The 26750-nt window shown below is 65.9% G+C and carries 23 protein-coding genes and 1 pseudogene; 18 read left to right on the forward strand and 6 right to left on the reverse strand.

Features of this window, described 5'->3' with window-relative positions:
• Window positions 1-5: 5 nt before the first annotated feature.
• Both MKK62_RS18680 and rlmN read left to right on the forward strand, forming a co-directional pair.
• Window positions 6-911 carry a phosphatidate cytidylyltransferase gene (locus MKK62_RS18680; RefSeq protein WP_434084965.1) on the forward strand — a complete coding sequence of 302 codons (906 nt, stop codon included), beginning with the start codon at window positions 6-8 and terminating at the stop codon, window positions 909-911.
• An 8-nt stretch (window positions 912-919) separates the two neighbouring features.
• On the forward strand, window positions 920-2017 hold the full coding sequence (rlmN, locus tag MKK62_RS18685; RefSeq protein WP_240258434.1) for a dual-specificity RNA methyltransferase RlmN: 1098 nt from the start codon (window positions 920-922) through the stop codon (window positions 2015-2017).
• Here the strand turns inward: rlmN and MKK62_RS18690 are convergent.
• Window positions 2010-2276 (reverse strand): DUF2631 domain-containing protein, encoded by a 267-nt coding sequence (locus tag MKK62_RS18690; protein ID WP_240258433.1) that lies wholly within the window; start codon window positions 2274-2276, stop codon window positions 2010-2012. The genes rlmN and MKK62_RS18690 overlap by 8 nt on opposite strands.
• A 96-nt stretch (window positions 2277-2372) precedes the next feature.
• Between MKK62_RS18690 and dxr the strand changes: the two genes are divergently transcribed.
• The 5 genes from dxr (at window position 2373) to MKK62_RS18715 (ending at window position 8821) form a co-directional block, all read left to right on the forward strand.
• Window positions 2373-3578 carry a 1-deoxy-D-xylulose-5-phosphate reductoisomerase gene (gene dxr, locus MKK62_RS18695; RefSeq protein WP_240264063.1) on the forward strand — a complete coding sequence of 402 codons (1206 nt, stop codon included), beginning with the start codon at window positions 2373-2375 and terminating at the stop codon, window positions 3576-3578.
• A complete protein-coding gene (locus MKK62_RS18700) occupies window positions 3575-4783 on the forward strand; it encodes a M50 family metallopeptidase (RefSeq protein WP_240258432.1) in 1209 nt (402 codons plus the stop codon). Before dxr ends, MKK62_RS18700 begins: the two co-directional genes overlap by 4 nt.
• An 8-nt stretch (window positions 4784-4791) precedes the next feature.
• Entirely contained in the window at window positions 4792-5949 is a 1158-nt protein-coding gene (gene ispG, locus MKK62_RS18705) for a flavodoxin-dependent (E)-4-hydroxy-3-methylbut-2-enyl-diphosphate synthase (RefSeq protein ID WP_240258431.1), read from the forward strand.
• Window positions 5950-5992: 43 nt separating this feature from the next.
• The gene (locus tag MKK62_RS18710) at window positions 5993-6844 is read left to right on the forward strand and encodes a GNAT family N-acetyltransferase (RefSeq protein WP_240258430.1); all 852 of its coding nucleotides are present in this window, start codon (window positions 5993-5995) and stop codon (window positions 6842-6844) included.
• 162 nt (window positions 6845-7006) lie between these two features.
• The gene (locus tag MKK62_RS18715; RefSeq protein ID WP_240258429.1) at window positions 7007-8821 is read left to right on the forward strand and encodes a penicillin-binding transpeptidase domain-containing protein; all 1815 of its coding nucleotides are present in this window, start codon (window positions 7007-7009) and stop codon (window positions 8819-8821) included.
• Window positions 8822-9032: 211 nt separating this feature from the next.
• Here the strand turns inward: MKK62_RS18715 and MKK62_RS18720 are convergent, their stop codons facing one another.
• The gene (locus MKK62_RS18720; protein ID WP_240258428.1) at window positions 9033-9986 is read right to left on the reverse strand and encodes a hypothetical protein; all 954 of its coding nucleotides are present in this window, start codon (window positions 9984-9986) and stop codon (window positions 9033-9035) included.
• 671 nt (window positions 9987-10657) lie between these two features.
• On the opposite strand from MKK62_RS18720, the gene MKK62_RS18725 reads away from it, so the two are divergent.
• The 7 genes from MKK62_RS18725 to MKK62_RS18755 all read left to right on the forward strand — a co-directional run bounded on the left by MKK62_RS18725 (window position 10658) and on the right by MKK62_RS18755 (window position 17291).
• Window positions 10658-11242, forward strand: a complete 585-nt coding sequence (locus tag MKK62_RS18725) for a DUF1707 SHOCT-like domain-containing protein (RefSeq protein ID WP_240258427.1) — start codon at window positions 10658-10660, stop codon at window positions 11240-11242.
• 28 nt (window positions 11243-11270) lie between these two features.
• Window positions 11271-12128, forward strand: a complete 858-nt coding sequence (gene map, locus MKK62_RS18730; RefSeq protein ID WP_240258426.1) for a type I methionyl aminopeptidase — start codon at window positions 11271-11273, stop codon at window positions 12126-12128.
• A gap of 52 nt (window positions 12129-12180) precedes the next feature.
• Window positions 12181-13629: a cobyric acid synthase gene (locus tag MKK62_RS18735; protein WP_240264062.1), complete on the forward strand. Its 1449-nt coding sequence runs from the start codon at window positions 12181-12183 to the stop codon at window positions 13627-13629.
• A 159-nt stretch (window positions 13630-13788) separates the two neighbouring features.
• Window positions 13789-14340: an alpha/beta hydrolase gene (locus MKK62_RS18740; protein ID WP_434085101.1), complete on the forward strand. Its 552-nt coding sequence runs from the start codon at window positions 13789-13791 to the stop codon at window positions 14338-14340.
• Window positions 14341-14356: 16 nt separating this feature from the next.
• On the forward strand, window positions 14357-15721 hold the full coding sequence (locus tag MKK62_RS18745) for a glutamine synthetase family protein (protein ID WP_240258424.1): 1365 nt from the start codon (window positions 14357-14359) through the stop codon (window positions 15719-15721).
• A 7-nt stretch (window positions 15722-15728) separates the two neighbouring features.
• Complete coding sequence (locus MKK62_RS18750) at window positions 15729-16463, forward strand: gamma-glutamyl-gamma-aminobutyrate hydrolase family protein (protein ID WP_240264061.1); 735 nt, start codon at window positions 15729-15731, stop codon at window positions 16461-16463.
• A 48-nt stretch (window positions 16464-16511) separates the two neighbouring features.
• The gene (locus MKK62_RS18755) at window positions 16512-17291 is read left to right on the forward strand and encodes a 3-oxoacyl-ACP reductase (RefSeq protein ID WP_240258423.1); all 780 of its coding nucleotides are present in this window, start codon (window positions 16512-16514) and stop codon (window positions 17289-17291) included.
• Between the two features lie 4 nt (window positions 17292-17295).
• Here MKK62_RS18755 and MKK62_RS18760 read toward each other — a convergent pair whose 3' ends face one another.
• Window positions 17296-17658, reverse strand: a complete 363-nt coding sequence (locus tag MKK62_RS18760) for an ArsR/SmtB family transcription factor (protein WP_240258422.1) — start codon at window positions 17656-17658, stop codon at window positions 17296-17298.
• A 97-nt stretch (window positions 17659-17755) separates the two neighbouring features.
• Here MKK62_RS18760 and MKK62_RS18765 point away from each other — a divergent pair, with 97 nt between their 5' ends.
• Window positions 17756-19714, forward strand: coding sequence for a heavy metal translocating P-type ATPase (locus MKK62_RS18765; RefSeq protein WP_240258421.1), 1959 nt, complete (start codon window positions 17756-17758; stop codon window positions 19712-19714).
• Here MKK62_RS18765 and MKK62_RS18770 read toward each other — a convergent pair.
• Genes MKK62_RS18770 through MKK62_RS18780 form a run of 3 tightly spaced genes read right to left on the reverse strand, consistent with a single transcriptional unit; the run spans window position 19698 to window position 23228 of the window.
• On the reverse strand, window positions 19698-20813 hold the full coding sequence (locus MKK62_RS18770; protein ID WP_240258420.1) for an alkaline phosphatase family protein: 1116 nt from the start codon (window positions 20811-20813) through the stop codon (window positions 19698-19700). The two genes, MKK62_RS18765 and MKK62_RS18770, sit on opposite strands and share 17 nt — an antisense overlap.
• Before the next feature lie 4 nt (window positions 20814-20817).
• Window positions 20818-22200 (reverse strand): mycothione reductase, encoded by a 1383-nt coding sequence (gene mtr / locus MKK62_RS18775; RefSeq protein ID WP_240258419.1) that lies wholly within the window; start codon window positions 22198-22200, stop codon window positions 20818-20820.
• Between the two features lie 11 nt (window positions 22201-22211).
• The gene (locus MKK62_RS18780) at window positions 22212-23228 is read right to left on the reverse strand and encodes an alpha/beta hydrolase (RefSeq protein ID WP_240258418.1); all 1017 of its coding nucleotides are present in this window, start codon (window positions 23226-23228) and stop codon (window positions 22212-22214) included.
• Window positions 23229-23482: 254 nt separating this feature from the next.
• Here MKK62_RS18780 and mqo point away from each other — a divergent pair, with 254 nt between their 5' ends.
• The 3 genes and pseudogenes from mqo (at window position 23483) to cobA (ending at window position 26657) form a co-directional block, all read left to right on the forward strand.
• A complete protein-coding gene (gene mqo / locus MKK62_RS18785; protein WP_240264060.1) occupies window positions 23483-24913 on the forward strand; it encodes a malate dehydrogenase (quinone) in 1431 nt (476 codons plus the stop codon).
• A pseudogene (locus tag MKK62_RS18790) lies at window positions 24910-25374 on the forward strand (GNAT family N-acetyltransferase); the annotation flags it as partial. The gene mqo and the pseudogene MKK62_RS18790, both read left to right, overlap by 4 nt.
• Before the next feature lie 131 nt (window positions 25375-25505).
• Window positions 25506-26657 carry a uroporphyrinogen-III C-methyltransferase gene (gene cobA / locus MKK62_RS18795; RefSeq protein ID WP_240264059.1) on the forward strand — a complete coding sequence of 384 codons (1152 nt, stop codon included), beginning with the start codon at window positions 25506-25508 and terminating at the stop codon, window positions 26655-26657.
• Window positions 26658-26750: the final 93 nt, after the last annotated feature.

The following is a 26750-nucleotide window of genomic DNA, read 5'->3' on the forward strand; positions in this document are numbered from 1 at the left end:
CGTCCGTGGCAGAGACCGATACCGGCGCAGACCTTCCCGCCGACGACGCGGTGCAGGAGGCCAAGCCGAAGAAGTCGCGGGCCGGCCGCAATCTGCCGGCTGCGATCGCGGTAGGCGCCGCTATCGGTTTCAGCATCATCGCGATCCTGATCAAGGACCGTTACCTGTGGGTTTTACTGCTTGCCGTCGCGATGCCCGTCGCCACCCACGAGGTGGTGCGTAGGCTGCGCGAGGCCGGTTATCTGATACCCGCAGTTCCGCTGCTACTTGGCGGCGAAGCCATGGTCTGGCTGGCCTGGTATCAGCATGCGTACGGTCTGCTGGCTGCCTTCGGTGCCACCGCCGTAATCTGCATGTTCTGGCGACTGGCGCTCGGCTCGACGACCGCACCGCAAGGTTCGACGGATTCGCCGTCGGGCAACTATCTGCGCGACGTCGCGGCGACCGTCTTCCTCGCGGCCTGGGTGCCGCTGTTTGGGTCGTTCAGCGTCTTGCTGGCGTTTCCGGCGGACGGCTCCGGACGGGTGTTCTGCCTGATGATCGGCGTCGTCGCCTCCGATGTCGGCGGATACGCGGTCGGTGTGCTGTTCGGCAAGCACCCTATGGTCCCGACCATCAGCCCGAAGAAGTCATGGGAAGGGCTGGCAGGTTCGCTGTTGTTCGGGATTACCGCGGCCACGTTGACCGCGACCCAGTTGGCTCACCGGCCGGTGTGGGTCGGACTGCTGCTCGGTCTGACGATCGTGGCCACCGCCACGCTGGGTGACCTGGTCGAATCGCAGATCAAGCGCGACCTCGGTATCAAGGACATGGGCCGGATCCTGCCCGGCCACGGCGGCCTGATGGATCGGCTGGACGGAGCGCTACCGTCGGCGGTCGCCACCTGGACCGTCCTGACATTGCTGCGCTGAGGTTTTCCGTGAAGCACGAGCTGATTTTCGACGCGCCGCGCCGCGCGCTGCCACCGCGCCACCTGGCCGACCTCGACGATGCCGGTTGCGCCGCCGCCGTCACCGAGTTGGGTCTGCCGGCGTTTCGGGCCAAGCAGTTGGCAAACCAGTATTACGGCCGCCTCATCGCCGACCCGCAGCAGATGACCGACCTGCCGGCTGCGGTCCGTGGCCAGGTGGCGGAGGCGTTGTTCCCGACGCTGCTGACTTCTGCCCGGGAGGTCACCACCGACGCCGGAGAGACCCGCAAGACACTGTGGCGGGCGGTCGACGGCACCACCTTCGAGTCGGTGCTGATGCGGTATCCCAAGCGCAACACCGTCTGCATCTCCTCGCAGGCCGGCTGCGGCATGGCCTGCCCGTTCTGTGCGACCGGCCAAGGCGGTCTAACCCGCAACCTGTCGACCGCCGAGATCGTCGAGCAGGTGCGCTCCGCGGCCGCCACGTTGCGCGACGAGTGGAGCGACCGGCTCTCCAACATCGTGTTCATGGGAATGGGGGAGCCGCTGGCCAACTACACCAGGGTGCTGGCCGCGGTTCGTCGCATCACCGGTCCGCCACCGATCGGCTTCGGCATCTCGGCCCGGTCGGTCACGGTGTCGACGGTCGGCCTGGCTCCGGCGATCCGCAGACTTGCCGACGAGCGGCTGGGGGTGACGCTGGCGCTGTCGCTGCACGCACCCGACGACGAGCTGCGCGACACTTTGGTGCCGGTCAACAACCGGTGGAAGGTCAGCGAGGCGTTGGATGCCGCTCGCTACTACGCCGACCAGACCGGCCGGCGGGTGTCGGTGGAGTACGCGCTGATCCGCGATGTCAACGACCAGCCGTGGCGCGCGGATCTCCTGGGCAAGCGACTGCATCGGGCATTGGGTCCGTTGGTGCATGTCAATCTGATCCCGCTCAACCCGACTCCGGGCAGCGAATGGGATGCCAGCCCGAAACCCGTGGAGCGGGAGTTTGTTCGGCGAGTGCGGGCGGCCGGGGTGGCCTGCACGGTGCGCGATACCCGCGGGCGTGAGATTTCCGCCGCGTGCGGCCAGTTGGCCGCGGAACTGCCTACCTGAGCCAGCCGCGCCGGCGGCCCCACCAGTCGCGTACCAGGAAGAACAGGCCCAGTAGCGCAAAGCCGATGACCCAGATGTCCTCGACGTGGCCGACGTGGTTCCCGCGCAGGAATGCGACCAGCAGGCCGATCAGTAAGATGCCATAGACGTGCCAACTGCGGTGGCTGATCTTGCTCCAGCCCCAGGCAGCGGACGGCACCTCGGCGACGTCGACGCCGTTGACGTAACCGCCCGTGCGTTCCACCTCGGTACCGGCCACGACACACTCCTCGGGTAGGGATCGGGATGCTTGCACATTCTGGCATATGCAAGTTCGTCGGTCGCACCGGCAGCGCGGCACAATGAACGGGTGACTTTGCACGGTGACGGCGCCGAAACTGCGCCTGGCCGCGGGCTCGGCGGCAGCGGCCGGCTTAAGATCCTGGTGTTGGGCAGCACCGGTTCCATCGGCACCCAAGCGCTCGAGGTGATCGCCGCCAACCCGGACCGCTTCGAACTGGTCGGCCTGGCGGCCGGGGGCGGGCATCCGGAGTTGCTGGCCCGGCAGCGCGCCGAGACGGGGGTGAGCAACCTCGCCGTCGCCGACGAGGCCGCGGCGCAGGCAATCGGTGACGTCACCTACCGGGGAAGCGACGCCGCGACCCGGCTTATCGAGAACACCGAGGCTGACGTCGTGCTCAACGCGCTGGTCGGTGCGCTCGGCCTACAACCCACCCTTACCGCGCTGGCTTCCGGCGCCCGTCTGGCGCTGGCCAACAAGGAGTCGCTGATCGCCGGCGGCCCGCTGGTGCTGGCGGCAGCGCAACCCGGCCAGATCGTGCCGGTCGACTCCGAGCATTCCGCGTTGGCGCAGTGCCTGCGCGGCGGCAGCGCCGACGAGGTCGCCAAACTGGTGCTCACCGCGTCCGGCGGACCATTCCGCGGCTGGTCGGCCGCCCAGCTCGAAGGCGTCACCCCCGAACAGGCCGGCGCGCATCCGACCTGGTCGATGGGGCCGATGAACACATTGAACTCGGCGTCGCTGGTCAACAAGGGGCTCGAGCTCATCGAAGCCCACCTGCTGTTCGGCATTCCGTACAGCCGCATCGACGTCGTCGTGCACCCGCAGTCGATCGTGCACTCCATGGTGACGTTCACCGACGGGTCGACGCTCGCCCAAGCCAGCCCGCCAGACATGAAACTGCCGATCGCGCTGGCTCTGGGCTGGCCGGACCGGGTGCCGGCGGCCGCCGCGGCCTGCGACTTCTCGACGGTGTCAACCTGGGAGTTCGAGCCGTTGGATGACGCGGTGTTCCCGGCCGTCGCGCTGGCCCGGCAGGCCGGCGAAACGGGCGGCTGCATGACCGCCGTCTACAACGCCGCGAACGAAGAAGCGGCCGAGGCCTTCCTGGCCGGCCGAATCGGTTTCCCGGCCATCGTGCAGACAATCGCCGATGTCCTGAGCGCCGCCGACCAGTGGGCCGCAGAACCCGCTACCGTGGAAGACGTACTCGACGCGCAGCGCTGGGCCCGCGAGCGCGCGCGTAGTGCGATCACACAGGAGGTTTCACCGGTTCGATGATGTTCGTAATCGGCATCGTGCTGTTTGCACTGGCCATCCTGATATCCGTGGCGCTGCACGAATGCGGCCACATGTGGGTCGCCCTGGGCACCGGGATGAAGGTCCGCCGTTACTTCGTGGGCTTCGGTCCGACCCTGTGGTCGACCCGCCGCGGCGAGACCGAATACGGCCTCAAGGCGATCCCGGCCGGGGGCTTTTGCGACATCGCCGGCATGACGTCGGTCGAGGAATTACAGCCTGACGAGCACGACCGCGCCATGTACAGGCAGAAGACCTGGAAGCGCGTCGCGGTGTTGTTCGCCGGACCGGGCATGAACTTCGTCATCGGCCTGGTACTGATCTACGCCATCGCGGTGACGTGGGGCCTGCCCAACCTGCACCCCACGGCGGTCATCGGCCAAACTGCCTGCGCGGCAAGCGAGCTCAAGCAGGGCGACTTCGAGAAGTGCGCCGGCGACGGTCCGGCGGCTGCCGCCGGGATTCGCGCCGGCGACGTGGTGCTCAAGGTCAACGGCACCCCGGTGTCCGATTTCTCCGACATGGCCGGAGTGGTGCAGAAACTGCGCGGCACCGTTCCCGTCGTCATCAAGCGCGACGGTCAGACCATGACCAAGTACGTCGACATTCAGCAGAAGCAGCGCTGGGTAACCACCGGCAAAGGCGGCGGTGCGAAGCCTGCCACGATCGGCGTGATGGGGGTAGTGGGCACCCAGCCTGGGCCCACCCACTACAACCTGGTCAGCGCGGTACCCGGCACGCTGAGCTTCACCGGCAATCTGACTGTGCTGCTGGGCAAGTCGCTGGTCGCCATCCCCACCAAGATCGGCGCGCTTGTCCACGCCATCGGCGGTGGCGAGCGTTCCCTCGACACTCCGATCAGTGTCGTCGGGGCAAGCATCATCGGTGGAGACACCGTCAATCACGGTGTCTGGATGGCCTTCTGGTTGTTTTTGGCTCAGTTGAACTTCATTCTGGGCGTCATCAACCTGTTGCCGTTACTGCCCTTCGACGGCGGCCACATCGCGATCGCGCTGTATGAGAAGTTGCGCAACCTCGTAAGGTCGGCCCGCGGCAAAGTCGCGGCGGCACCGGTGAACTACCTCAAACTGATGCCGGCAACTTACGTAGTCCTGGTTCTGGTGGTCGGCTACATGCTGTTGACGGTGACCGCAGACGTGGTCAACCCAATCAGGCTTTTCCAATAGGAGAGATAGTGACCACAGGTCTGGGTATGCCAGCCGCCCCGGCGCCCACATTGGCGCCGCGGCGCAAGACGCGACAACTGATGGTCCGGGATGTCGGCGTGGGAAGTGACCACCCCATTTCGGTGCAGTCGATGTGCACCACCAAGACCCACGACGTCAACTCGACCCTTCAGCAGATCGCCGAACTGACCGCCGCCGGTTGCGACATCGTCCGGGTCGCTTGCCCCCGTCAAGAAGACGCCGACGCTCTCGCCGCGATCGCCAAGAAGAGTCAGATACCGGTCATCGCGGACATCCACTTCCAACCGAAGTACATCTTCGCTGCAATCGACGCCGGGTGCGCCGCCGTCCGGGTAAACCCCGGCAACATCAAGGAATTCGACGGCCGCGTGGGCGAAGTCGCGAAAGCCGCCGGTGCAGCGGGCATTCCGATCCGTATCGGCGTCAACGCCGGATCGCTGGACAAGCGGTTCATGGAGAAGTACGGCAAGGCGACTCCCGAGGCGCTCGTCGAGTCCGCCCTGTGGGAAGCATCGCTGTTCGAAGAGCACGGCTTCGGCAACATCAAGATCAGCGTCAAGCACAACGACCCGGTGGTGATGGTCGCGGCCTATGAGCAGCTCGCCGCACAATGCGACTACCCGTTGCACCTGGGCGTCACCGAGGCCGGCCCGGCGTTTCAGGGCACCATCAAGTCGGCCGTCGCGTTCGGTGCGCTGTTGTCGCGGGGGATCGGCGACACCATCCGGGTGTCGCTGTCGGCGCCGCCGGTCGAAGAAGTCAAGGTCGGCACCCAGATCCTGGAGTCGCTGAACCTGCGGCCCCGCGGGCTCGAGATCGTGTCGTGTCCGTCGTGCGGGCGCGCGCAGGTCGACGTCTACAGCCTGGCCAACGAAGTCACCGCCGGCCTCGACGGGCTCGACGTCCCGCTGCGCGTGGCCGTGATGGGTTGCGTCGTCAATGGGCCGGGGGAGGCGCGCGAGGCCGACCTCGGTGTCGCGTCGGGCAACGGCAAGGGCCAGATCTTCGTCCGTGGCGAAGTGATCAAGACGGTGCCCGAGGCGCAGATCGTCGAGACATTGATCGAAGAGGCAATGCGATTGGCCAACGAATCGGGAGCTGAAGGATCAACGGCAAGCGGTTCGCCAGTTGTAACCGTAAGCTGACGGTGGCCTTATCCGGCCTCGATCCGTCGCAGAAAGAGTCAGCATGTCGGCTCCACCCATCCGCCGCGTCAGCGAGCGACGGGTGTCAGTTGTGCGCGACGGCGCCGCGGTGCGCCGGGTTTTCGACGCCGACCCGGTCGGCTCCTGCATGGTCGCCGCCAGGGTGGCCGATTACGGCATGGATCCCAACTCGATCGGTGGGGAGCTGTGGACGCGTCGCGGTCCCGACGAGTCGCTGTGCTACGCCGGCGCCAATCTCATTCCGCTGCGCGGCGAGCTCACCGACCTCTACGCCTTCGCCGACGCGGCGCTGACCGGATCGCGGCGCTGCTCGTCGCTGGTCGGGAGGGCTGAGTTGGTGATGCCGATGTGGCACCGGCTCGAGCCGGCCTGGGGTCCGGCCCGCGATGTGCGTGACAATCAGCCGTTGATGTCCCTGACCACGATGCCGACCTGTGCGATCGACCCCGGTGTGCGGCAGGTCAAGCCGGACGAACTGGACAGCTACCTGGTCGCGGCGATCGACATGTTCATCGGCGAGGTCGGCGTCGACCCGCGGCTCGGTGACGGTGGCCGTGGCTACCGCAGACGGGTGGCCAGCCTGATCGCGGCCGGCCGGGCATGGGCCCGCTTCGAAAACGGCGAGGTGGTCTTCAAGGCCGAGGTCGGGTCGCAATCGCCGACGGTCAGCCAGATCCAAGGGGTTTGGGTGCATCCGGAGTGGCGTGGTCGTGGACTCGGGACCGCGGGAACAGCGACGCTGTCGGCGGTTATCGTCGGCACCGGGCGCACGGCCAGCTTGTACGTCAACAACTTCAACACAGTCGCGCGGGCGACGTACGACCGCATCGGCTTCACCGAGGTCGGCACCTTCGCCACGATTCTGCTCGACTAATTCGGCCCGCGTCTACCGAGTGTGAATCGTTGGCGACGACAGGCCGCTGACGGCCGCGCAGTGCGCACACTCGTCGCCTCCGACTCACACTCGGCTCGATAACGAGTTTGTCTCGGTGCGCCTCCGCCGCATCGAGGCTGCGTCTTTCTAACATCAGCCACAATGGCAACAAAATTCACATTCGCATCAGCTGCCACAGTCGGTGTGGCGGTGTTGATCACGTCCGCGATGTCGGCCTGCACGCCGAAACAGGAAGGGCCTGCACCGGCGGCCCAGAAGTTCTTCACCGCGCTGGCCACCGGTGACACCGGGGCGGCGGCCGACCTCAGCGACAACCCCAGTGACGCGCGTGAGGCGCTCAATGCCGCGTGGGCCGGCCTGCAGGCGAGCCATCTGGACACCCAGATCACTGGATCGAAGTATGCCGAGGACACCGGTTCGGTCAGCTATCGCTACACCTGGCATCTGCCGAAGAATCGGATGTGGGCCTACGACGGCCAGCTGAAAATGGCCCGCTACGAAGGTCATTGGCAGGTGCGCTGGAGCAGCACCGACCTTCATCCGCGCCTCGGTGAGCATCAGACGCTCGCCCTGCGGGCCGACCCGCCCAAACGGGCCTCGGTCAACGAGGTCGGCGGTACCGACGTTCTGGCACCCGGCTACCTCTACCACTACACGCTGGACGCATCGAAGGCCGGCGCGTTCCTGATCAGCACCGCCCGATCGGTGGTCGACGCGCTGCACCCCCTCGACGACACGCTCAACGACCCGCAGCGCCTGGCCGAGCAGGCGAGCGGCACCGGCAAGCCAGTCGACCTGATCACGCTGCGCACCGACGACAACAACCGCATCGCCCCAGCGCTGAACAGCCTGCCCGGCGTCGTGATCACACCGCAGGCCGAGCTACTGCCGACCGACTACCACTTCGCGCCGGCCCTGATCAACCAGGTGAAGAAGTCGGTGATCGAGCAACTCGACGGTGAGGCGGGCTGGCGGGTCGTCAGCATCAACCAGAACAACGTCGATTTGGCTGTGCTGCACGAGGTTCCGCCCGCACCGGCCCCGTCGGTATCGATCAGCCTGGACCGCGCCGTGCAGAACGCCGCTCAGCGGGCGGTGGACAATCAGAGCCGGCAGGCGATGATCGTGGTGATCAAGCCGTCTACGGGGGAGATCCTCGCTGTCGCACAGAATTCCGCGGCCGACGCAATCGGTCCGCTTGCCACCACCGGGCTCTACCCGCCGGGGTCGACGTTCAAGATGGTCACCGCGGGCGCGGCGCTCGAGCGTGACATGGCAAGCCCCAACACGCTTTTGGGCTGCCCGGGTCATCTCGACATCGGGCAGCGGGTGGTCCCCAACTACGGCGGATTCGATCTGGGCGTGGTGCCGATGTCGCGCGCATTCGCCAGTTCCTGCAACACCACCTTCGCGCAATTGGCCAGCCAGATGCCGCCGCGCGGGCTGAGTCAGGCTGCCAACCAATACGGGATAGGCCTGGATTACCAGATCGACGGCATCAGCACGGTGACCGGCTCGGTGCCGCCGACCGTCGACATGGCCGAGCGCACCGAGGACGGTTTCGGTCAGGGCAAAGTGTTGGCCTCGCCGTTCGGCATGGCGATGGTCGCGGCGACGGTGGCCGCCGGAAAGACCCCGGTGCCCAAGCTCATTGAGGGACGCCCGACGACGATCACCGGTGACAGCACGCCGATCACCGAGAAGATGGTTGAGGGGCTGCGTCCGATGATGCGGCTGGTGGTGACCAATGGCACCGCGAAGGAGATCGCCGGCTGCGGCGAGGTCTACGGCAAGACCGGTGAGGCCGAGTTTCCCGGCGGATCGCACTCCTGGTTCGCGGGGTACCGCGGTGATCTGGCCTTCGCGTCGTTGATTGTGGGCGGCGGCAGTTCGGAGTATGCCGTTCGGATGACCAAGTTCATGTTCGAGTCGATGCCCGGCGACTATCTGGCCTGAATCTGTCTCGGCCGCAATGGCTTAGACAAAGCTGTCGCCCGGCCGCGAGGGGCGACCGGGCGACAGGGTTTTGTTTCGCCGAGCTCGCAGACTCCAGGGGCTCTGGGTTAATCCGATGCTGGCTCGACGTCTGGCGTCTGGACCGGTGGGGAAGACCCCCCTTCCCCACCGATCCAGACCACCACCCCTCATCGAGGTGGAATCACATGGATCAGATGGCCGACGCGACTGACGCCGGAGCCTCACCCAACAGAATGTCGATCAACGGGGTCAGAACGAAGTTCAGGCCCGTCGGGGTGAGCAGGCCGTAGTCCAGGCCGGTGGCCAGGTAGCCCAGGAAGTCATCCGGAACCAGGTAGGCGCCGCCGCTGTCAGCGATGGTGCCGGTGATGCCGGTTGACACCTGCTCGTAGAAGGCGCTGGGGTCAATGGCGTTGATCAGGTTCGTCAACCCGTGCTCGAACGGCGCTTCTTCGAAGGCCACGACGTCGTTGTAGAAGATCTGGTACTGCTCGGGGTTGGCCAGTGCGGCGTTGACGTCGAACAGGTGGTTCGCCGCCCCCTGAGCACCTTCAGCGCCGAACAACGTGGTGTAGGCGTCGCCCGGAGCGTAGGTGTCGACGTACGGGGTGTCGACGGCTGCTGCCGCGGCACCCGCCGGTGGCTCACCTAGCAGAATGTCGATTAGCGGGGTGAGCACGTAGTTCAAGCCTGTCGGGGTCAGCAGACCATAGTCCAGGCCCGTGGCGAGGTATCCCAGCGCGTCGTCGGGAACCAGGTAGGCGCCGCCGCTTTCAGCGATGGTGCCAGTGACACCGGCCGTCGTCTGCTCGTAGAAGGCGCTGGGGTCGATCGCGTTGATCAGGTTCGAAATCCCGTGCTCGAACGGCGCTTCTTCGAATGCGTGAACGTCGTTGACGAAGATCTGGTATTCGGCCGGGTTGGCGAGCGCCGCATTCACGTCCAGCAGGTGGTTGTCTGCGCCTTGAGTGCCCGCTGCGCCGAACAATTCCGCGTAGGCGTCATTCGGGCCGTAGGGGTCGACGAACGGTGCGGCGTTCGCGGCGCCCATACCGAGGGCCGCCGTCGCAATTGCACCCCCTACCGCGGTGGTGAAAGTGAACGCGGCGCGAGGGCCCCGTCCGTTAAACTGCTTGCGACTCATGTGCGAGCCTCCAATCTAGGTGTCTGTCCTTGTGGATTGTGGGGTTGCCGCCCCACAGCCGATGGCTCGCACATGAGTCTTTCTCCCCCTCATGGCGGACGAGCCGTCCGACGAAACGAAGCTTATAACAACTATCGAAGCTTTGTTAAGCGAATTTTCAGGTGAAAACTCAGCCGAACATGTCTTCGCGTTAAGCGTTCTCTTACCCGCAGTTCGAGGAGTTCGGAGCATCGGAGCGTCGAAAACAGACGGCCCTGCGGAAGTATCGCCAGAATGTCGAACGCCAAATCGTAGGATATATCCGCAGATCAGCGCGTTGTTCAGATGCCAACCTGTACGGGGAGGCCGGTTTCCAACGGATCGAGTCGCTTGTGCCGCTGTCCCACTATTTGAGATAGCATCCAATAAATCAGATATCTGATCCAAATGTTTGAACTTATCGCCTGAGAGGTACCAACAATTGTTTTGACACTTCGATCACCGGCGTCGATTTATTCAACAAGGTTGAAACAATACGCATTAATCAGGAATGCCGACACGCAAATGAGGCTCAGAACGGGTTCCCATAAAGCTCCCTTTTCGTACTGTCGGTATCAAATCGGCGTCTGCGCAGGGTCGTCGTCCAGTCAGCCTGGATGCTGGCCGGACGGCGGCGGTAGATTGATAAAGCCATGACTCGTCCCGAAGAACTGTCCGAGCTGCGCGTCTCCGATGCCGATCGCAACGGCACGCTGCGTCGCCTGCACAACGCGGTCGCCCTCGGGCTGATTGACATCAGCGAGTTCGAGGAACGGTCGACTCACGTGTCGTATGCACGAACCCGCAATGAGCTCGACAGCCTGGTCCTAGACCTGCCCGGGCCAGGGGCGATCGTCACCTCCGCCGCCGACCGGGTCGAGTTGCGCGGCTGGGCCGGGTCGCTCAAGCGTCACGGCGAATGGACCGTCCCGACCCGGTTGGCGCTGGTGCGGCGGATGGGTTCGGTGGAGCTGGATCTGGTCAACGCCAGATTCGCGGGACCCGTGGTGGTGATCGAACTCGACATGAGGTTCGGATCGGTGGAGATTCGATTGCCCGACGGCGCTAGCGCCTCGATCGACGACGTCGAGGTGTACGGCGGCAGTGCCAGTGACCGGCGCAAGGGGGCGCCGGCCGAAGGCACTCCGCACGTGGTGCTCACCGGACGCGTGGTGTGTGGCTCGGTCAAGGTCAAAGGACCACGCCGGTCGCTGGTGCGCCGGCGGGGCCGCGCCTGACCCGGCCAGATGCGGATACCCTGACAACATGCCTGTCCGCTCCGCCTTGTCCGCCGGCGTGGTGTCGCCGACGCTCCCCGTGCCCAAAACAATCGCGCGCCCGGAATACGTCGGCAAACCGACCGCTAAGGAGGGCACCGAGCCGTGGGTCCAGACGCCGGAGGTGATCGAGAAGATGCGGGTCGCCGGGCGGATCGCCGCCCAGGCGCTCGCGGAAGCCGGCAAGGCCGTCGCGCCCGGCGTCACCACTGACGCATTGGACCGCATCGCCCACGAGTACATGATCGACCACGGCGCCTACCCCTCGACACTGGGCTATAAGGGCTATCCCAAATCTTGCTGCACGTCGCTCAATGAGGTCATCTGCCACGGCATTCCGGACTCCACAGTGATCGAAGACGGCGATATCGTCAACATCGACGTCACCGCCTACATCGACGGCGTACACGGCGACACCAACGCCACCTTCCTTGCCGGTAACGTCTCCGAGGAGCACCGGCTGCTCGTCGAGCGCACCCACGAGGCCACGATGCGGGCGATCAAGGCGGTCAAACCTGGCCGCGCGCTGTCGGTCGTCGGCCGGGTGATCGAGTCGTATGCAAACCGGTTCGGCTACAACGTCGTTCGTGACTTCACCGGCCATGGCATCGGCACCACCTTTCACAACGGGCTCGTGGTGCTGCATTACGACCAGCCGGCGGTGACCACCATCCTCGAGCCGGGCATGACGTTCACCATCGAGCCGATGATCAACCTCGGGTCGCTGGACTACGAGATCTGGGACGACGACTGGACGGTGGTCACCACCGACCGCAAATGGACCGCGCAATTCGAGCACACCTTGCTGGTCACCGAGTCCGGCGCGGAAATTCTTACCCTGCCGTGACGTGAGCGGGGCGCTTCTGGTCGCCGGCACCACATCCGACGCGGGCAAATCGATGGTGGTCGCAGGGTTGTGCCGACTACTGGCGCGCAGAGGGATTCGGGTTGCGCCGTTCAAGGCACAGAACATGTCGAACAACTCGGCGGTCACCGTGGAGGGCGGCGAGATCGGCCGGGCTCAGGCGATGCAGGCGCGTGCCGCGGGCTTGGCGCCCAGTGTGCGATTCAATCCGATCCTGCTGAAACCGGGCGGCGACATGAGCTCGCAACTGGTGGTCAGGGGCCAGGTGGCCGGGAGTACCACCGCCGCCGGATATTGGTCACATCGCAACGAGTTGTCCGCCGTGGTGCAGGACGAATTGGCCAAGCTGAGAACCGATTTCGACGCAGTGATCTGCGAGGGAGCCGGATCGCCGGCCGAAATCAACCTGCGCGCAACCGACTTGGTGAACATGGGTTTGGCCCGTGCGGCGAATCTTCCAGTGCTGGTTGTCGGCGACATCGACCGCGGGGGGCTGCTCGCGCACTTGTTCGGGACGGTGGCGGTGCTCGAGGCGCAAGACCAGGCGCTGATCGCCGGCTTCATCGTCAACAAATTCCGCGGTGATGTCACACTGCTCGAGCCCGGCCTGCGCCAACTCGCCGAGCTCAGCGGCCGTCCCACCTACGGCGTTCTGCCTTACACCGACGACCTGTGGCTCGACACCGAGGACGCCCTTCCGGTTCTGGCCCATCGTGTGCTCGGCACGCCGCAACCGCCTCGCGGGTCGCAGTGGCTGCGCGTTGCGGTGCTGCGGTTGCCGCGGATCTCCAACTCCACCGACGTCGAGGCGTTGGCCTGCGAACCCGGCGTCCTGGTTCGGTGGGTGCGCGAGCCGGCCGACCTGGCAGAGACCGACGTGATCGTGCTGCCGGGCACTAAGGCCACGGTCGCTGACCTGGCCTGGCTCCGCGCGCGGCGTCTTGACCAGGCAATTCGCGCTCATGTCGCCTCCGGCCGCGCCGTGTTGGGCATCTGCGGTGGATTTCAGATGCTGTGCCGCTCGATCGACGACTCGGTCGAGAGTCGCTCCGGGCGGGTCGAGGCGATGGGGCTGCTCGATGCCGACATCGCGTTCGCGCCGGACAAGGTGCTGCGCCGACGACAGGACGGCTTGCACGGCTACGAGATTCACCACGGGCGGGTGGACCGCTGCACCGAGGAGACCTGGTTCGATGTCGACGGGGTGCCCGAAGGCTATCGGCGTGGTCAGGTGTTCGGAACCCACTGGCACGGCTTGTTCGACAACGACGACTTCCGGCGGCAGTGGCTGAGCGACGCCGCCGCCGCGGCGGGCCGCGAGGGGTTCGTGGTTGCCGGCGACACCGACGTCGTCGCGCGACGCGATGCCCAGTTAGACCTGATGGCCGATTTGTTGGACGCGCATCTTGATGTCGCAGCGATCACCGAACTGCTGGACGACGGCCCGCCGCAGCGTCCGACGATCGTGTCCGCTCTGCGGTGACCGCCGCCAATGACTGCACCAATCAAGGCCTTTCGACGACGGCGTCGCGCGTCGCATGTTGCGGATGGGTTTCGGTTCGCCACTCGGCTACCGATCCGGTCGAAAACGGTCCGCGCGCGGGGCAATTCACTGTAATTTGCGGGAGTGCCTTCGGCGATGATGACTACCGTCGACGGGTTCCCCATCCAGGTCTGTGACACCGGTCCGGAGAAGGGTTCCGTCGTGGTGCTGTTGTGCGCCGCCCAGCGGGCGCTGCCGGCGTACGACCCGGTCTGCGAGCGACTGCACACCGCCTCGTTGCGCACCATCGCCATCGCTCCCGACCCCCGCCTGACACCCAAGTCGGTGGTCGGCATCCTCGATGTGCTCGACGTCAGCTGGGGCGTACTGGTCGGTGACCGCGATGGAGCCGAACTGGCGTGGGAGCTGGCGGCGACCCGGCTGGACCGTTTCACCGGCTTGGTGGTGATCGACCGGGGTCACCCGCGGGTCGCCGACCACGCCGGCGTCGTACGCGACGAAGAATGCCCGCCCGTCGAGATCAATACGACCGCTCTGGTCAGCAGTTCCGCGGCGCATTCGATTGCGCAGGCCAGCCAGCGGTTCGTCTACGGCGACTACCGGGTGGTCGAGTTGCTCGGACGGCGCAACGCGCAGGAGTCGACGGCGCAGCTAGCCGCCGAGATCGTCCTGCGCACCAGCACTTGGTGACCAGTACCATCACGCCGTGACCTTGTCGCACGAAGAGATCGAGCGGCAAATCGCTGCCGGTGAGATCGACACGGTGATCGTGGCGTTCAGCGATATGCAGGGCCGGCTCATGGGGAAGCGGGTATCAGCGGCCTTCTTCACCGACCATGTCGCCGCAGCGGGCGCCGAATGCTGCAACTACCTGTTCGCCGTCGACGTGGACATGAATACCGTCAAGGGCTACGAAATGGCCGGCTGGGACACCGGGTACGGCGACATGCTGATGAAGCCGGATCTCACCACGCTGCGACGCATTCCGTGGCTGCCGGGTACAGCGCTGGTGCTCGCTGATTTGCTCTGGCACGATGGCCGGCTCATCGAGCCGGCGCCGCGACGGGTCCTGTGCCGGCAGCTGGATCGGTTGCGCGAGCACGGCTTGCGCGCGTATGCGGCCACCGAGCTGGAGTTCATGGTGTTCGACGACACCTACCGGCAGGCGTGGTCGAGCGGTTACCGAGATCTGACTCCCGCCAGCGACTACAACCTCGACTACGCGGTGATGGCGTCGAGCCGACTCGAGCCGCTGCTGCGCGACATTCGCCGGCACATGCAGGGCGCGGGTTTGCGGTGGGAAGCGGTCAAGGGGGAGTGCAATCGCGGGCAGCAGGAACTCGGGTTCGGCTACGACGAGGCCCTCGTCACGTGCGACAACCACGGCATCTACAAGAACGGCGCGAAGGAGATCGCCGACCAGCACGGCAAGTCGCTCACCTTCATGTCCAAATACGATGAGCGCGAAGGCAACAGCTGTCACGTCCACATGTCGTTGAGGTCGCTGGACGGGGTCGCGGTGTGCGCCGACGACCGCGACCCGCTCGGCATGTCGTCCACCTTCCGGAGCTTCGTGGCCGGTCAACTGGCCACGCTTCGCGAGCTGACTCTCCTCTATGCGCCGAACATCAACTCCTACAAGCGTTTCGCCGATCGCAGCTTCGCGCCCACCGCGGTCTCGTGGGGACTCGACAACCGGACCTGCGCACTGCGGGTCGTCGGTCACGGCGATAGCCTGCGGGTGGAGTGCCGGGTGCCCGGCGGCGACGTGAACCAGTACCTGGCTGTCGCGGCGCTTATCGCTGGCGGACTGCACGGTATCGAACAGGAAGTGCCGCTGCCGCAACCGTGTACGGGCAACGCCTATGACGCGGTGACGGACGACGAGTCCGGGCGGTTGCCGGGTACGCTGGCCGAAGCTGCGGCGCTGTTCGACGCGTCGGCGGTTGCCCGGCAGGCGTTCGGTGATCCGGTGGTCGACCACTACGTCCACAACGCCCGCGTCGAGGTGGCCGCGTTCAACAAGGCGGTCACCGACTGGGAGAGGGTGCGCGGCTTTGAGCGCTTTTAGACCTCCGGTGATCGGGCTGACCACCTATCTCGCCCGTGCCCAGATGGGCGTGTGGGATGTGCGGGCCGGTTATCTGCCCGAGGTGTACTTCAAGGGCGTCACCGACGCCGGCGGTGCGGCGGTGCTGCTGCCGCCCCAGCCGGTCGACGCCGACATCGCCGAGCGGGTGCTCGACGGCCTCGACGGATTGCTGATCACCGGCGGCAACGACATCGACCCCGCACGCTACGGACAAGAGCCGAATCCGAACAACGACAAGCCCGCGCCGCAACGCGACGACTGGGAGTTCGCGTTGTTGGGCGCCGCTCTCGGGAGAAGGCTTCCCGTGCTTGGCATTTGCCGTGGCGCGCAAGTACTCAATGTCGCCTTCGGCGGAACCCTGCACCAACACCTGCCCGACGTCATCGGGCACAGCGGACACCGGGCCGGCAACGCGGTGTTCTCCACGCTGCCGGTTCGCACCGTGGCCGGCACCCGGTTGGCGTCGCTGGTCGGTGAATCCGTGGATGCGCGGTGCTATCACCATCAGGCCATCGCGGAACTCGGCGAGGGCCTGGTCGTCAGCGGCTGGGACGCAGACGGTGTGGTCGAGGCTCTGGAACTGCCCGGTGACGACTTCGTCCTCGCGGTCCAGTGGCACCCCGAGGAAAGCTTGGACGACCTGCGACTGTTCTCGGCAATCGTGGAGGCGGCGCGAGATTACGCGAAGGGGAGGAGCGGCATCCATGACGCGTGCCGGTGACGGAACAGTGCACCGCCTGAGCGGCGCCAGTGAGGAGGAACGGCACGGATGACTGTTGATCTGACGCAACGGCTCGCGGGCCGGACCGCCGTGGTGACCGGTGGTGGCGGCGGTATCGGGTTGGCGTCTGCGCGCCGGCTGCGCGCCGAGGGAGCCACCGTGGTCGTCGCCGACATCGACGAACGTACCGGGACCGCCGCGGCGGACGAGTTGAGTGGTTCATTTGTGCCCGTTGACGTTTCGGACGAGGCATCCGTCAACGCGCTGTTCGATACGGTCGCTCGCGAGCACGGCGCGGTGGATATCGCGGTCAACAACGCCGGCATCTCACCACCGGACGACGACCTGATCGAAAACACCGAATTGCCGGCCTGGCAGCGAGTGCAAGATGTGAACCTGAAGTCGGTGTACCTGTGCTGCCGGGCGGCGCTACGCCACATGGTGCCCGCGGAACGTGGGTCAATCGTCAACATCGCTTCGTTCGTCGCGGTGATGGGTTCGGCCACCTCGCAAATCTCCTATACCGCGTCCAAGGGCGGGGTGCTGGCGATGTCGCGCGAGCTCGGTGTGCAATTCGCCCGTCAGGGCATCCGGGTCAACGCGCTGTGCCCCGGGCCGGTGAATACCCCGCTGCTGCAGGAGCTTTTCGCCAAGGATCCTGACCGCGCCGCCCGACGCATGGTGCACGTCCCGATGGGCCGGTTCGGCGAGGCCGACGAGATCGCCGCCGTGGTCGCGTTTTTGGCCAGTGACGATGCGTCGTTCATCACTGCGGCGAGCTATCTGGTCGACGGGGGAATCAGCGCGGCCTACACCACCCCGCTGTAACCGGTCAGCCGGCCGATTTCGGACGGTCGGACAATCCCATGCGCAGGTGCTCGCTGTGATAGATCGCCTCGTCGAGCAGTTGCGCGACATGATTGTCGTACAGGCTGTAGACGATGCTGCGGCCGGCGCGCGTGCCCACCACCAGACCGAGGTTCCGCAGCAGCCGCAGCTGATGCGAGACAGCGGACTGCTCGAGCCCGATCGTGTCGGCGAGCTCGTTCACCGGCAGGGGGCCTTGCCGCAGTTCGGTCAAGATCAGGAGCCGGCTCGGCGTCGCGAGGGCCTGCAGGGTGGTGGCGACATGGGATGCCGCGTCGGCATCGAGCCGTGCGACCGGCCGGTCTCGTCCTTCGACTCCGTGCCCCATGACGGCTCAGCATAGCCGACTAGCACACATGAAGACGTGTTCATGTTTTCTGCTATTGTCGGGCCGGCTCGTACGGTGAAGGATTCGGGGGTGGACCATGGCGGTGCCGACGACTACGTCACAGCGCCCGGGGGTCGCTGCCGTGACGGTGCCGACGCGGCGAACCGGGTTGTTCGCATTGGGGGAAATGCGTTGGGCGGCATTGTCTCTGGCGATGTTTCTGGCCGGTTTGACTGTGCAGTTGGCCGAAGCCCCACGCGTGGTGTGGTGGGCGCTGTATCTCGGCTGCTACCTGGCCGGGGGCTGGGAGCCCGGGCTGGCCGGACTCAAGGCGTTGGTGGGCAAGACCCTCGACGTCGACCTGCTGATGGTCGTTGCGGCGATCGGCGCCGCGGCGATCGGACAGATCACCGACGGTGCACTGCTGATCGTTATCTTCGCGACCTCAGGCGCGCTGGAGGCCTTGGCGACGGCGCGAACCGAGGACTCGGTACGTGGACTGCTCGACCTTGCACCGGAGATGGGAACACGGGTGAGCGAGGACGGCTCTGAGGAGACTGTCGCCGCCGCGGCCCTGCGGATCGGCGACGTGGTGGTCGTCCGTCCGGGCGAGCGGATCGCCGCCGATGCCACGGTGCTGTCGGGAGCTAGCGAAGTCGATCAGGCCACCATCACCGGTGAACCTCTTCCGGTCGACAAAGCGGCCGGCGAAGAGGTATTCGCTGGGACACTCAATGGCACCGGCGCACTGCACATCCGCGTCGATCGTCTCGCCGAAGACTCCGTCGTCGCGCGAATCGCGTCATTGGTCGAGCAGGCCAGCCGGACGAAAGCGCGCACTCAGCTGTTCATCGAAAAGGTCGAACAGCGGTATTCGGTCGGCATGGTTGCAGTCACCGTCGCAGTCTTCGTGATTCCTCTGTTGGGCGGCGACCGCTTGCAGGAGGCCCTGTTACGGGCGATGACGTTCATGATCGTCGCCTCGCCCTGTGCGGTGGTGCTGGCCACCATGCCACCGTTGTTGGCCGCTATCGCCAATGCCGGACGGCACGGCGTGCTGATCAAATCGGCTGTGGTGATGGAGGAGTTGGGTAGCACCACGCAGATCGCGTTCGATAAGACCGGCACGTTGACCCGGGGCACGCCCGCCCTCGTCGAGATCCGCGTGCTCGACCCGAACTACACCGAGGAACAGACCCTCCGGCTGGCCGCCGCGGCCGAGCATGCGAGCGAACACCCGCTGGCCGCGGCGATCGTGGACGCGGCTCGGGGTCATGGCCTCCAGATGCCCGCCGCTACCGACTTCGTCGCGACTCCTGGGCGCGGCGTCACTGCCCGGGTCAGTGATCACGTAATCGGCGTGAGCTCGCCGAATTCGGTTGCGGGCGCATTTGACCAGCAGGTCGCCGACACGTTGCAGGCAAAGGGTTACACCGCAGTGATCGTCACCTGTGATGCGAATCCGATTGGCGCGCTAGCTATCAGCGACCAAGTACGTAGCGAAGCCGCGGCGGCCGTCGAGGCCTCATCGCGCGTTACCGGCACGCCACCGATGCTGTTGACCGGCGACAATCAGACTGCGGCGAACCAGCTCGCCGCGCGGATCGGTATTCGCGAGGTACACGGCGAATTGTTGCCAGACGACAAGGTCCGCATCGTCCGCGAGGCTCAAGCGGTGGGACGCAAGCTGGCGGTAGTGGGCGACGGTATCAACGATGCTCCCGCGCTCGCCGCGGCGAACTGTGGGATTGCCATGGGCGGGGCAGGTTCCGATCTCACACTCCAGACGGCCGATGCGGTAGTGATCCGGGACGACCTGACGACAATCCCAACCGCGATCAACCTGTCCCGGCGCGCCCGACGAGTCGTGGCCGCGAACTTGGTAATCGCCGCCGCATTCATCGGGGTGCTGGTTGTCTGGGATCTGCTGGGCACCTTGCCCTTACCTCTCGGCGTCGCCGGGCACGAGGGCTCGACCGTCATCGTCGGCCTCAACGGATTACGGCTCTTGCGCCGGTCGGCGTGGCGCAAGGCCGACTTCAGCCGCGGAAACTGATCAGCGGGATCGCCATCTCGACGGGCGTCGCACCGCCGTGCATGCCGACCAGCTGGGCTACCTCGGGCGGTTCGCGTCGACCCGCCAGCACCGCGATGTCGTGACAGATGACGACGACGTCACCAATGCGGGCCAGGTGCTCGGGCCGGACCGGGCCGAAAAACCCTGCGGCGACGGCGTTGTCACGGCTGTAGATCTCGGCCCGGCCGGCGAGCAGCTCCGTCCAGGCGGCGATGACGTCGGGCGCGGCACCAGGTTCGGTGTGCAGGTAGCGGACCCGCGGCTCGCCGGCGACCACCCGTACCCCCGCCGACAGCCGCGGGTCGGCGTCCAGGTCGACCCGTGCGTCGGCAGCCACGTTCACGCCTCCGTGGTCGGCGGTGACCAGCAGCGCGGCGTCCGGTGGCAACGCGTCGAGTACACGGGCCAGCAGCGAGTCGACATACGTCGCGGCGGCGTGCCACTCGGTGGACCCAACGCCGAACAGGTGGGCGGCGGTGTCCAGCGCCGAGGTGTAGGCGTAGACCAATCCCGTTGCGTCGCTGACCTGTTGGATCACGGCATCGGCGTAATCGTCGTCGTAGCTTGTCGGGCAGAATTGGGCTCCGCGATATGCCGATTCGGTCAGTCCGCTGCCGATAAAAGGCGCGGGCAGCACGGCGCGGGCGTCGAAGCCTGCCGGCCGCAAGCGTTCGAACCACGTCGGAACGGGTTGCCATCGGGCAGCGGGCGGATCGTCCCGCCAGAAAATGTGGTTGAGCACCCGGTCGGTGCCTGGAACGTTGACGGTGAAGCCCAGCAGCCCGTGCTGCCCAGGTGGGACCCCGGTACCCAGCGACGCCAGACTGGTCGGCGTCGTCGAGGGGAAGGTGCAGACCAACTCGTCCAGGCGGCCCGTCTCGCCGGCAAGGACCGACGCGAGTAACGGTGCGCCGTCTGCTAATTCGGGCAGCAACTGCAAACCCATGCCGTCGACGAGCACAACGACGACCCGCCGCACATCTCCCGCGTACTCGCTCAGGCCGAAGGCGTCGGTCTGGTGCGCTGCTCCGAGTAGCGCGGCCGCGGCGGGCAGCACATCGCAGATCGAGGATGCCACGAGGTCAGTCCGAAAGCCCCAGCAGTGCGTTCTCGACGACCTCCGGCAGGCCCGGGTGAATCCAATACTGGCCGCGCGCCATATCGTGCGCGCTCAGACCGAAGGACATCGCCTGGATCAGCGGTTGGATGATCGATGAGGCCTGATGGCCCATGATGTGCGCTCCGAGAAGTTGCCCGGTGTTGGAGTCCGAAATGAGTTTGACGATGCCGTCGGTGTCTTCCATAGCCCAGCCGTAGGCGACGTCGGCGTAGTCCTGGATTTTGCAAGACACGTCGAAACCCTGTGCCACTGCTTCATTCTCGGTCAACCCGACGTAGGCGATCTGGGGGTCGGTGAACACCGCGGCCGGCACGTAACGATGATCGGTGGCAACCATGGCCGCGGTGTCGTCCCAGTCGCAAAGCAGGTTTCGCTGTACGACGCGTGCCTCATGGTTGGCGACATGCTTGAGTTCGTACGGTGACGACACGTCGCCCAGCGCGAAAACGTTACGTGCTGAGGTTCGCTGGTATTGGTCGACGATGACCCGGCGGTCGTCGAGCTCGATCCCGGCCTTCTCGGCGTCCAACTGGTCACCGTTCGGCCGCCGGCCGGTGGCCACCAGCACGGCGTCGGCCTGCAATTCGGAGCCGTCGTCGAGCTCGAGAACGATGCCGGCGTCATTCTGATGAGAGCCGAGGATGTTGCGATGGCTGCGCAATTCCCACTTGCTGGATGCGATCCGGGTGAATCGCCGCGACAGGGTGTCGTCGAGATGCCGAAGCAGGGAGCCGCCGCGAATCACCATCGTGATGCGCACACCGAGCGCGGAGAAGATGTGCGCGAACTCGCATGCCACGAAGCCGCCCCCGACAATCACCAAATGCTCCGGCAATTCCGCAATTCGCATGATGTCGTCACTGGTGTAGTAATGCACCCCGCAGTCGAGAATGGCGGGCGGCACCACGGCACGAGCACCCGCCGCGATCACCACTTTCTCGGCGGTGAACTGCGCTCCGTCGTCGGTGATGAGCAGGTATCGGCCGTCGTCGTGCACCCCGGCGAACCGGGTGTGAGCGTCGTAGACGTCGACATTGGGTTGGGCCCGCCGGTAGTCTTCACCGCCGATCGCGATCGGGTCGATGCGGCCGAAGACCCGGGACACGATGTCGTCCCAGCGCACCCGGTCGATGTGGGCGTCGATCCCGTAACGCGCCGCGGAGCGGACGGCCCCGGCGACTTCTGCTGCGTAGACGAACATCTTGGTCGGAATGCATCCCACATTGAGGCAGGTGCCGCCGAACGTGCCCTGCTCGCAGATCGCCACCCGCTTCTTGGCGTACCAGTCGTTGAGAATGCTGTTGCCGGAACCTGTTCCGATGATCGCGAGGTCGTAGCTTTCCATGCAGTAGCCCTTCAGCGGTTCTGCGACGCGACGTCGGCCGCGCCCAGATGGTCGTCCAGCCAGGAGTCGAGCTGTTGGTAGGCAACCTGGCGTGGTTCCCGGATGGACAGGAACACATCGTGTTTGGCGTCGACGATGGGGACGATGGTGCTGTGGTTGCCGATGCAGCCGGCCCAGCGCGCGATGTGGTTGACGTCGAGGACCGCGTCGCCGCGTTGCAGTGCGACCACGTCGGACGCCTCGACCACGCTGTGGTCGGAGCGCAGGATCAGGTTGGGCACGCCGACGTCGAGTCCGCGGTGCAGCTTAATCTGGCCGCTTCGCACCGCGGAGAGCCAGCCGAAGGTAATAGGAAAGCCGCCCAACGGTTTCCATTGCAAGTTGTAGTCGAACTCACCGTGATAATCCCGATGCAGGCTGGCCCCGTAACCGCCACCGGTGCCGCTCGGGGCGCGGGCAACCCGCTTGTCGCCGAAGCGCGCGATGCCGGCAATCAGCGCCCTGGTCGGCGGCCACCGCAAGGGGATGGGTCCCGGTAGGTCAAGGAACGGGCTGTTGAGCACCAACCCGGTTACCCGTTTCCGGGCGGTCGCGCCTCCCTGCCGCAGCCGGTCCAGCCACAACGAGACGATCAACCCGCCGGCTGAATGGCCGTAGACGAGCACCCGTGCCGATTGCGTCTCCGCGCCGATGATTTCCAGCGCTCGATCGAGTTCCTGGTCATAGCGCTGCAAGTCGGTGGTGAAATGGGGCGTCAAGCCGGGACGCGACGAGCGCCCGCACTTGCGCAGATCCAGTGCGTAGAACGCAATGCCGCGACCGGCGAAGTGGTCGGCCAGCTCGGTGTGGAAAAAGTAGTCGGTGTACCCGTGCACCGCCAGGACGGCGTCCTGGGCGCTTGCCGCGCTATCAGCATCGCCGCGGCGCAACAGCGTTGCGTCGATCGCGCCCTCCCCGTCGGGGTCGTCGCCCAGCGGGATGGTGAGTTGCCAGTAGCCCGGCAGGACGTCGGGCTGCCAGCCATTCACGCACGCCAGCTTAAGGGCAACTACTGCCGGCCCGGGTAGGGCACCGCCGCGACCCACGCCGTCGCCATCAAGTGGCGGCCTCATTGAGACGGTCGGTCAGCGTGACAGAGTGCGCAGCTCAGCGGGCCGGATCAGCTGCGGATAACCTTGCCAGCGAGGCAACCGCTCTAGCGCAAAGGACGACCCGCCCGGTGCCAGGCCCGCAGTCAGCGACAATCCCCAAGCTCGACGTGGTGCTGGTCGGGACCGGCATCATGAGCGCGACACTGTCCGCGCTGTTGCGCCGGCTAGAACCGGGCTGGTCGATCGGCATCGTCGAGCGGCTTGACGGCGCGGCAGCAGAGAGCAGCGACCCGTGGAGCAACGCCGGCACCGGACACGCCGGGCTGTGCGAGCTGTTCTACACCCCGCAGCGGCCCGACGGTTCCATCGACATCGCCAAGGCGGTGCGGGTTAACGAACAATTTCAGGTCACCCGGCAGTTTTGGGCCTATGCGGCCGAGAACGGGATGGTCTCCGATGTACGCGGTTTTCTCAATTCCGTTCCGCACGTCAGCTTCGTCCAGGGCGCCGAGCGTGTCGACTATCTGCGTCGCCGGCGTGAGGCCCTCGCCGACAACCCGCTGTTCGCGCGGAACGAATTGGTCGAAGGCGCAGGCGAATTCGCTAGCCGGCTGCCGTATATGGCCGCTGGGAGGGACTTCTCCGAACCCGTCGCGCTCAATTGGGCCGTGGAAGGAACTGACGTCGACTTCGGTGCGCTGGCCCGCCAACTGATCGGCTACGGCGTCCGCAACGGGACCATCGTGTGGTTCGGCCACGAGGTGCGCGACCTGAGCCGCCGACGCGAGGGCGGCTGGACGTTGAGCATCCTCAACCGCCGCACCGCTGAACGCCAAAAGCTCGATGCCGCATTCGTTTTCGTCGGCGCCGGGGGACAGGCGCTGCCGTTGCTGCAGAAGTCCGGCATCGAGGAGGTCAAAGGCTTCGGCGGCTTTCCGGTCGGCGGTAGATTCCTGCGCAGCGGCAACCCGGCGATCACCGGCCTGCACCGAGCCAAGGTGTACGGGCTGCCGGCGCCCGGGGCGCCGGGGATGACTGCGCCACATCTGGACACCCGGATCGTCAACGGCAGGCCGTGGTTGATGTTCGGGCCGTTCGCGGGGTGGTCGCCAAAATTTCTCAAGCAGGGCCGCGCGGGCGACTTACCGCGGTCGGTTCGGCCTGGCAATCTGGCGACCGTCGCCGGGGCCGGGCTCGGCGAACTCGAACTCCTTCGCTACCTGATCGGCCAGCTGGGTGTGACGACGTCGCACCGCATCGAGGCCCTTCGTGAATTCGCGCCCAGCGCAGCGGCTTCCGACTGGAGCATGATTGCGTCCGGGCAACGGGTTCAAGTCATTCGGCCCGACAGACGCCGCGGCGGCCGGCTCGAATTCGACACCTCGGTGCTTGCCGCGGCGGACGGCAGCATTGCCGGACTACTTGGTGCCTCGCCCGGGGCATCGGTCGCCGTGTCGGCAATGCTCGACGTTCTGCAGCGCTGCTTCCCCGAGCGGTATCACACCTGGGTACCTACTCTGACAGAGATGGTGCCGTCGCTGGGCGTGACATTGTCCCGGGAGCCGGCACTGTACGAGGAGCTACGGTCGTGGACCGCCAAAGCTCTGGAGCTGGAAGCATGACCGCGGCATTGCACCGAGCGTGGGCGAAAGATCTTGACGTTCCGACCCTTTACGCGATCTTGAAGCTGCGAGTGGAGGTCTTTGTGGTCGAGCAGGCCCGCCCATACCCCGAACTCGACGGGCGGGACTTGTTTCCCGAGACACGTCACTTCTGGCTCGGTGGTCCCGACGGAGAGGTGATCTGCACGTTGCGACTGATGGAGGAGCACGCGGGCGGTCACAAGGCGTTCCGGCTCGGGCGGTTGTGCACCAAACGCAGCGCTCGCGGCGAGGGGCACACCACTCGGCTTCTGCGCGCCGCGCTGGCCGAAGTCGGCGACTACCCGTGTCGGATCGATGCTCAGGTATATCTAGCGGACATGTATGCCCAGCACGGATTTGTTCGCGACGGCGACGACTTTCTGGACGACGGCGTCCCGCACGTACCGATGCTTCGTTTGACGAGTCCGTATCTCCCCCGCGAGCGGGAGGTACCCCCACCTCAGGCGGCCGTGCCGCCTGCATCGTCGACGGACGGACCCAGGATCGACAAGTGACCACACCCGAAAACCCGTACCTGGTCGGGCTGCGGTTGGCCGGCAAGAAGGTCGTCATGGTCGGCGGCGGGAGCGTCGCGCAGCGGCGGCTTCCGCTCCTGGTGGCTAGTGGCGCCGACGTCCATGTCATCAGCCGAAGCGCGACCCAGTCGGTCGAGGCGATGACCGGAATCACGTTGTCGCTGCGCGAATACCGCGACGGTGACCTGAGCGGTGCCTGGTACGCCATCGCTGCCACCGACGACCCGCAGGTGAACGCGGCAATCGTCGCCGAGGCCGACCGCAACCGCATCTTCTGCGTGCGGGCCGACATCGCGATCGACGGCAGCGCGGTGACGCCGGCGTCGTTCGAGTACGCCGGCTTGTCCGTCGGCGTGCTGGCCGGCGGTGAGCACCGACGCTCCGCCGGAATCCGCTCGGCGATCCGCGAGGCGCTGCAGCAGGGCGTGATTTCTCCCGAGAGCTTCGAGAACAACGACGTGATCCGCGGCGGTGTGGCGCTGATCGGCGGGGGCCCTGGCGATCCGGAGTTGATCACCGTGCGCGGCCGGCGGCTGCTCGCCCAGGCCGACGTGGTGGTCGCCGACCGGCTGGCACCACCGGAGTTGCTCGCCGAGCTGGCGCCGAACGTGGAGGTGATCGATGCGGCGAAAATCCCGTACGGCCGCGCGATGGCCCAGGACGCGATCAACGCCGTGATGATCGAGCGGGCGCGGGCCGGCCACTTCGTGGTGCGCCTCAAGGGCGGCGATCCATTCGTTTTCGCTCGCGGCTACGAGGAGGTGCTGGCCTGCGCTGACGCAGGTGTCCCGGTGACGGTCGTGCCCGGTGTGACCAGCGCCATCGCGGTGCCCGCCTCGGCCGGCGTGCCGGTCACCCACCGCGCGATCAATCACGAGTTCGTGGTGGTCAGCGGGCACCTCGCACCAGACCATCCCGAATCGTTAGTGAATTGGGATGCTTTGGCAGCAATGACCGGGACCATCGTTTTGCTGATGGCCGTCGAGCGGATAGAACTCTTTGCCGAGGTTCTACTAAAAGGCGGTCGACCTGCGGATACACCGGTCGTTGTGGTTCAACAGGGCACGACGGCCGCGGAGCACACCTTGCGGGCCACGCTGGCGGACGCGCCGGAAAAGATCCGTTCGGAGGGCATTCGACCTCCCGCAATCATCGTTATTGGCTCGGTGGCGGCCTTCGGCATTTAAAAGATCCCTAAGATTACTGTAGGGTAAGTTCTTATGACGGCTCTCAACGATGCAGAGCGGGCTGTCCAACGTTGGACGACTGAACCCTCGAAG

The sequence above is a fragment of the Mycobacterium paraterrae genome (genome assembly GCF_022430545.2).
Taxonomy (GTDB): domain Bacteria; phylum Actinomycetota; class Actinomycetes; order Mycobacteriales; family Mycobacteriaceae; genus Mycobacterium; species Mycobacterium paraterrae.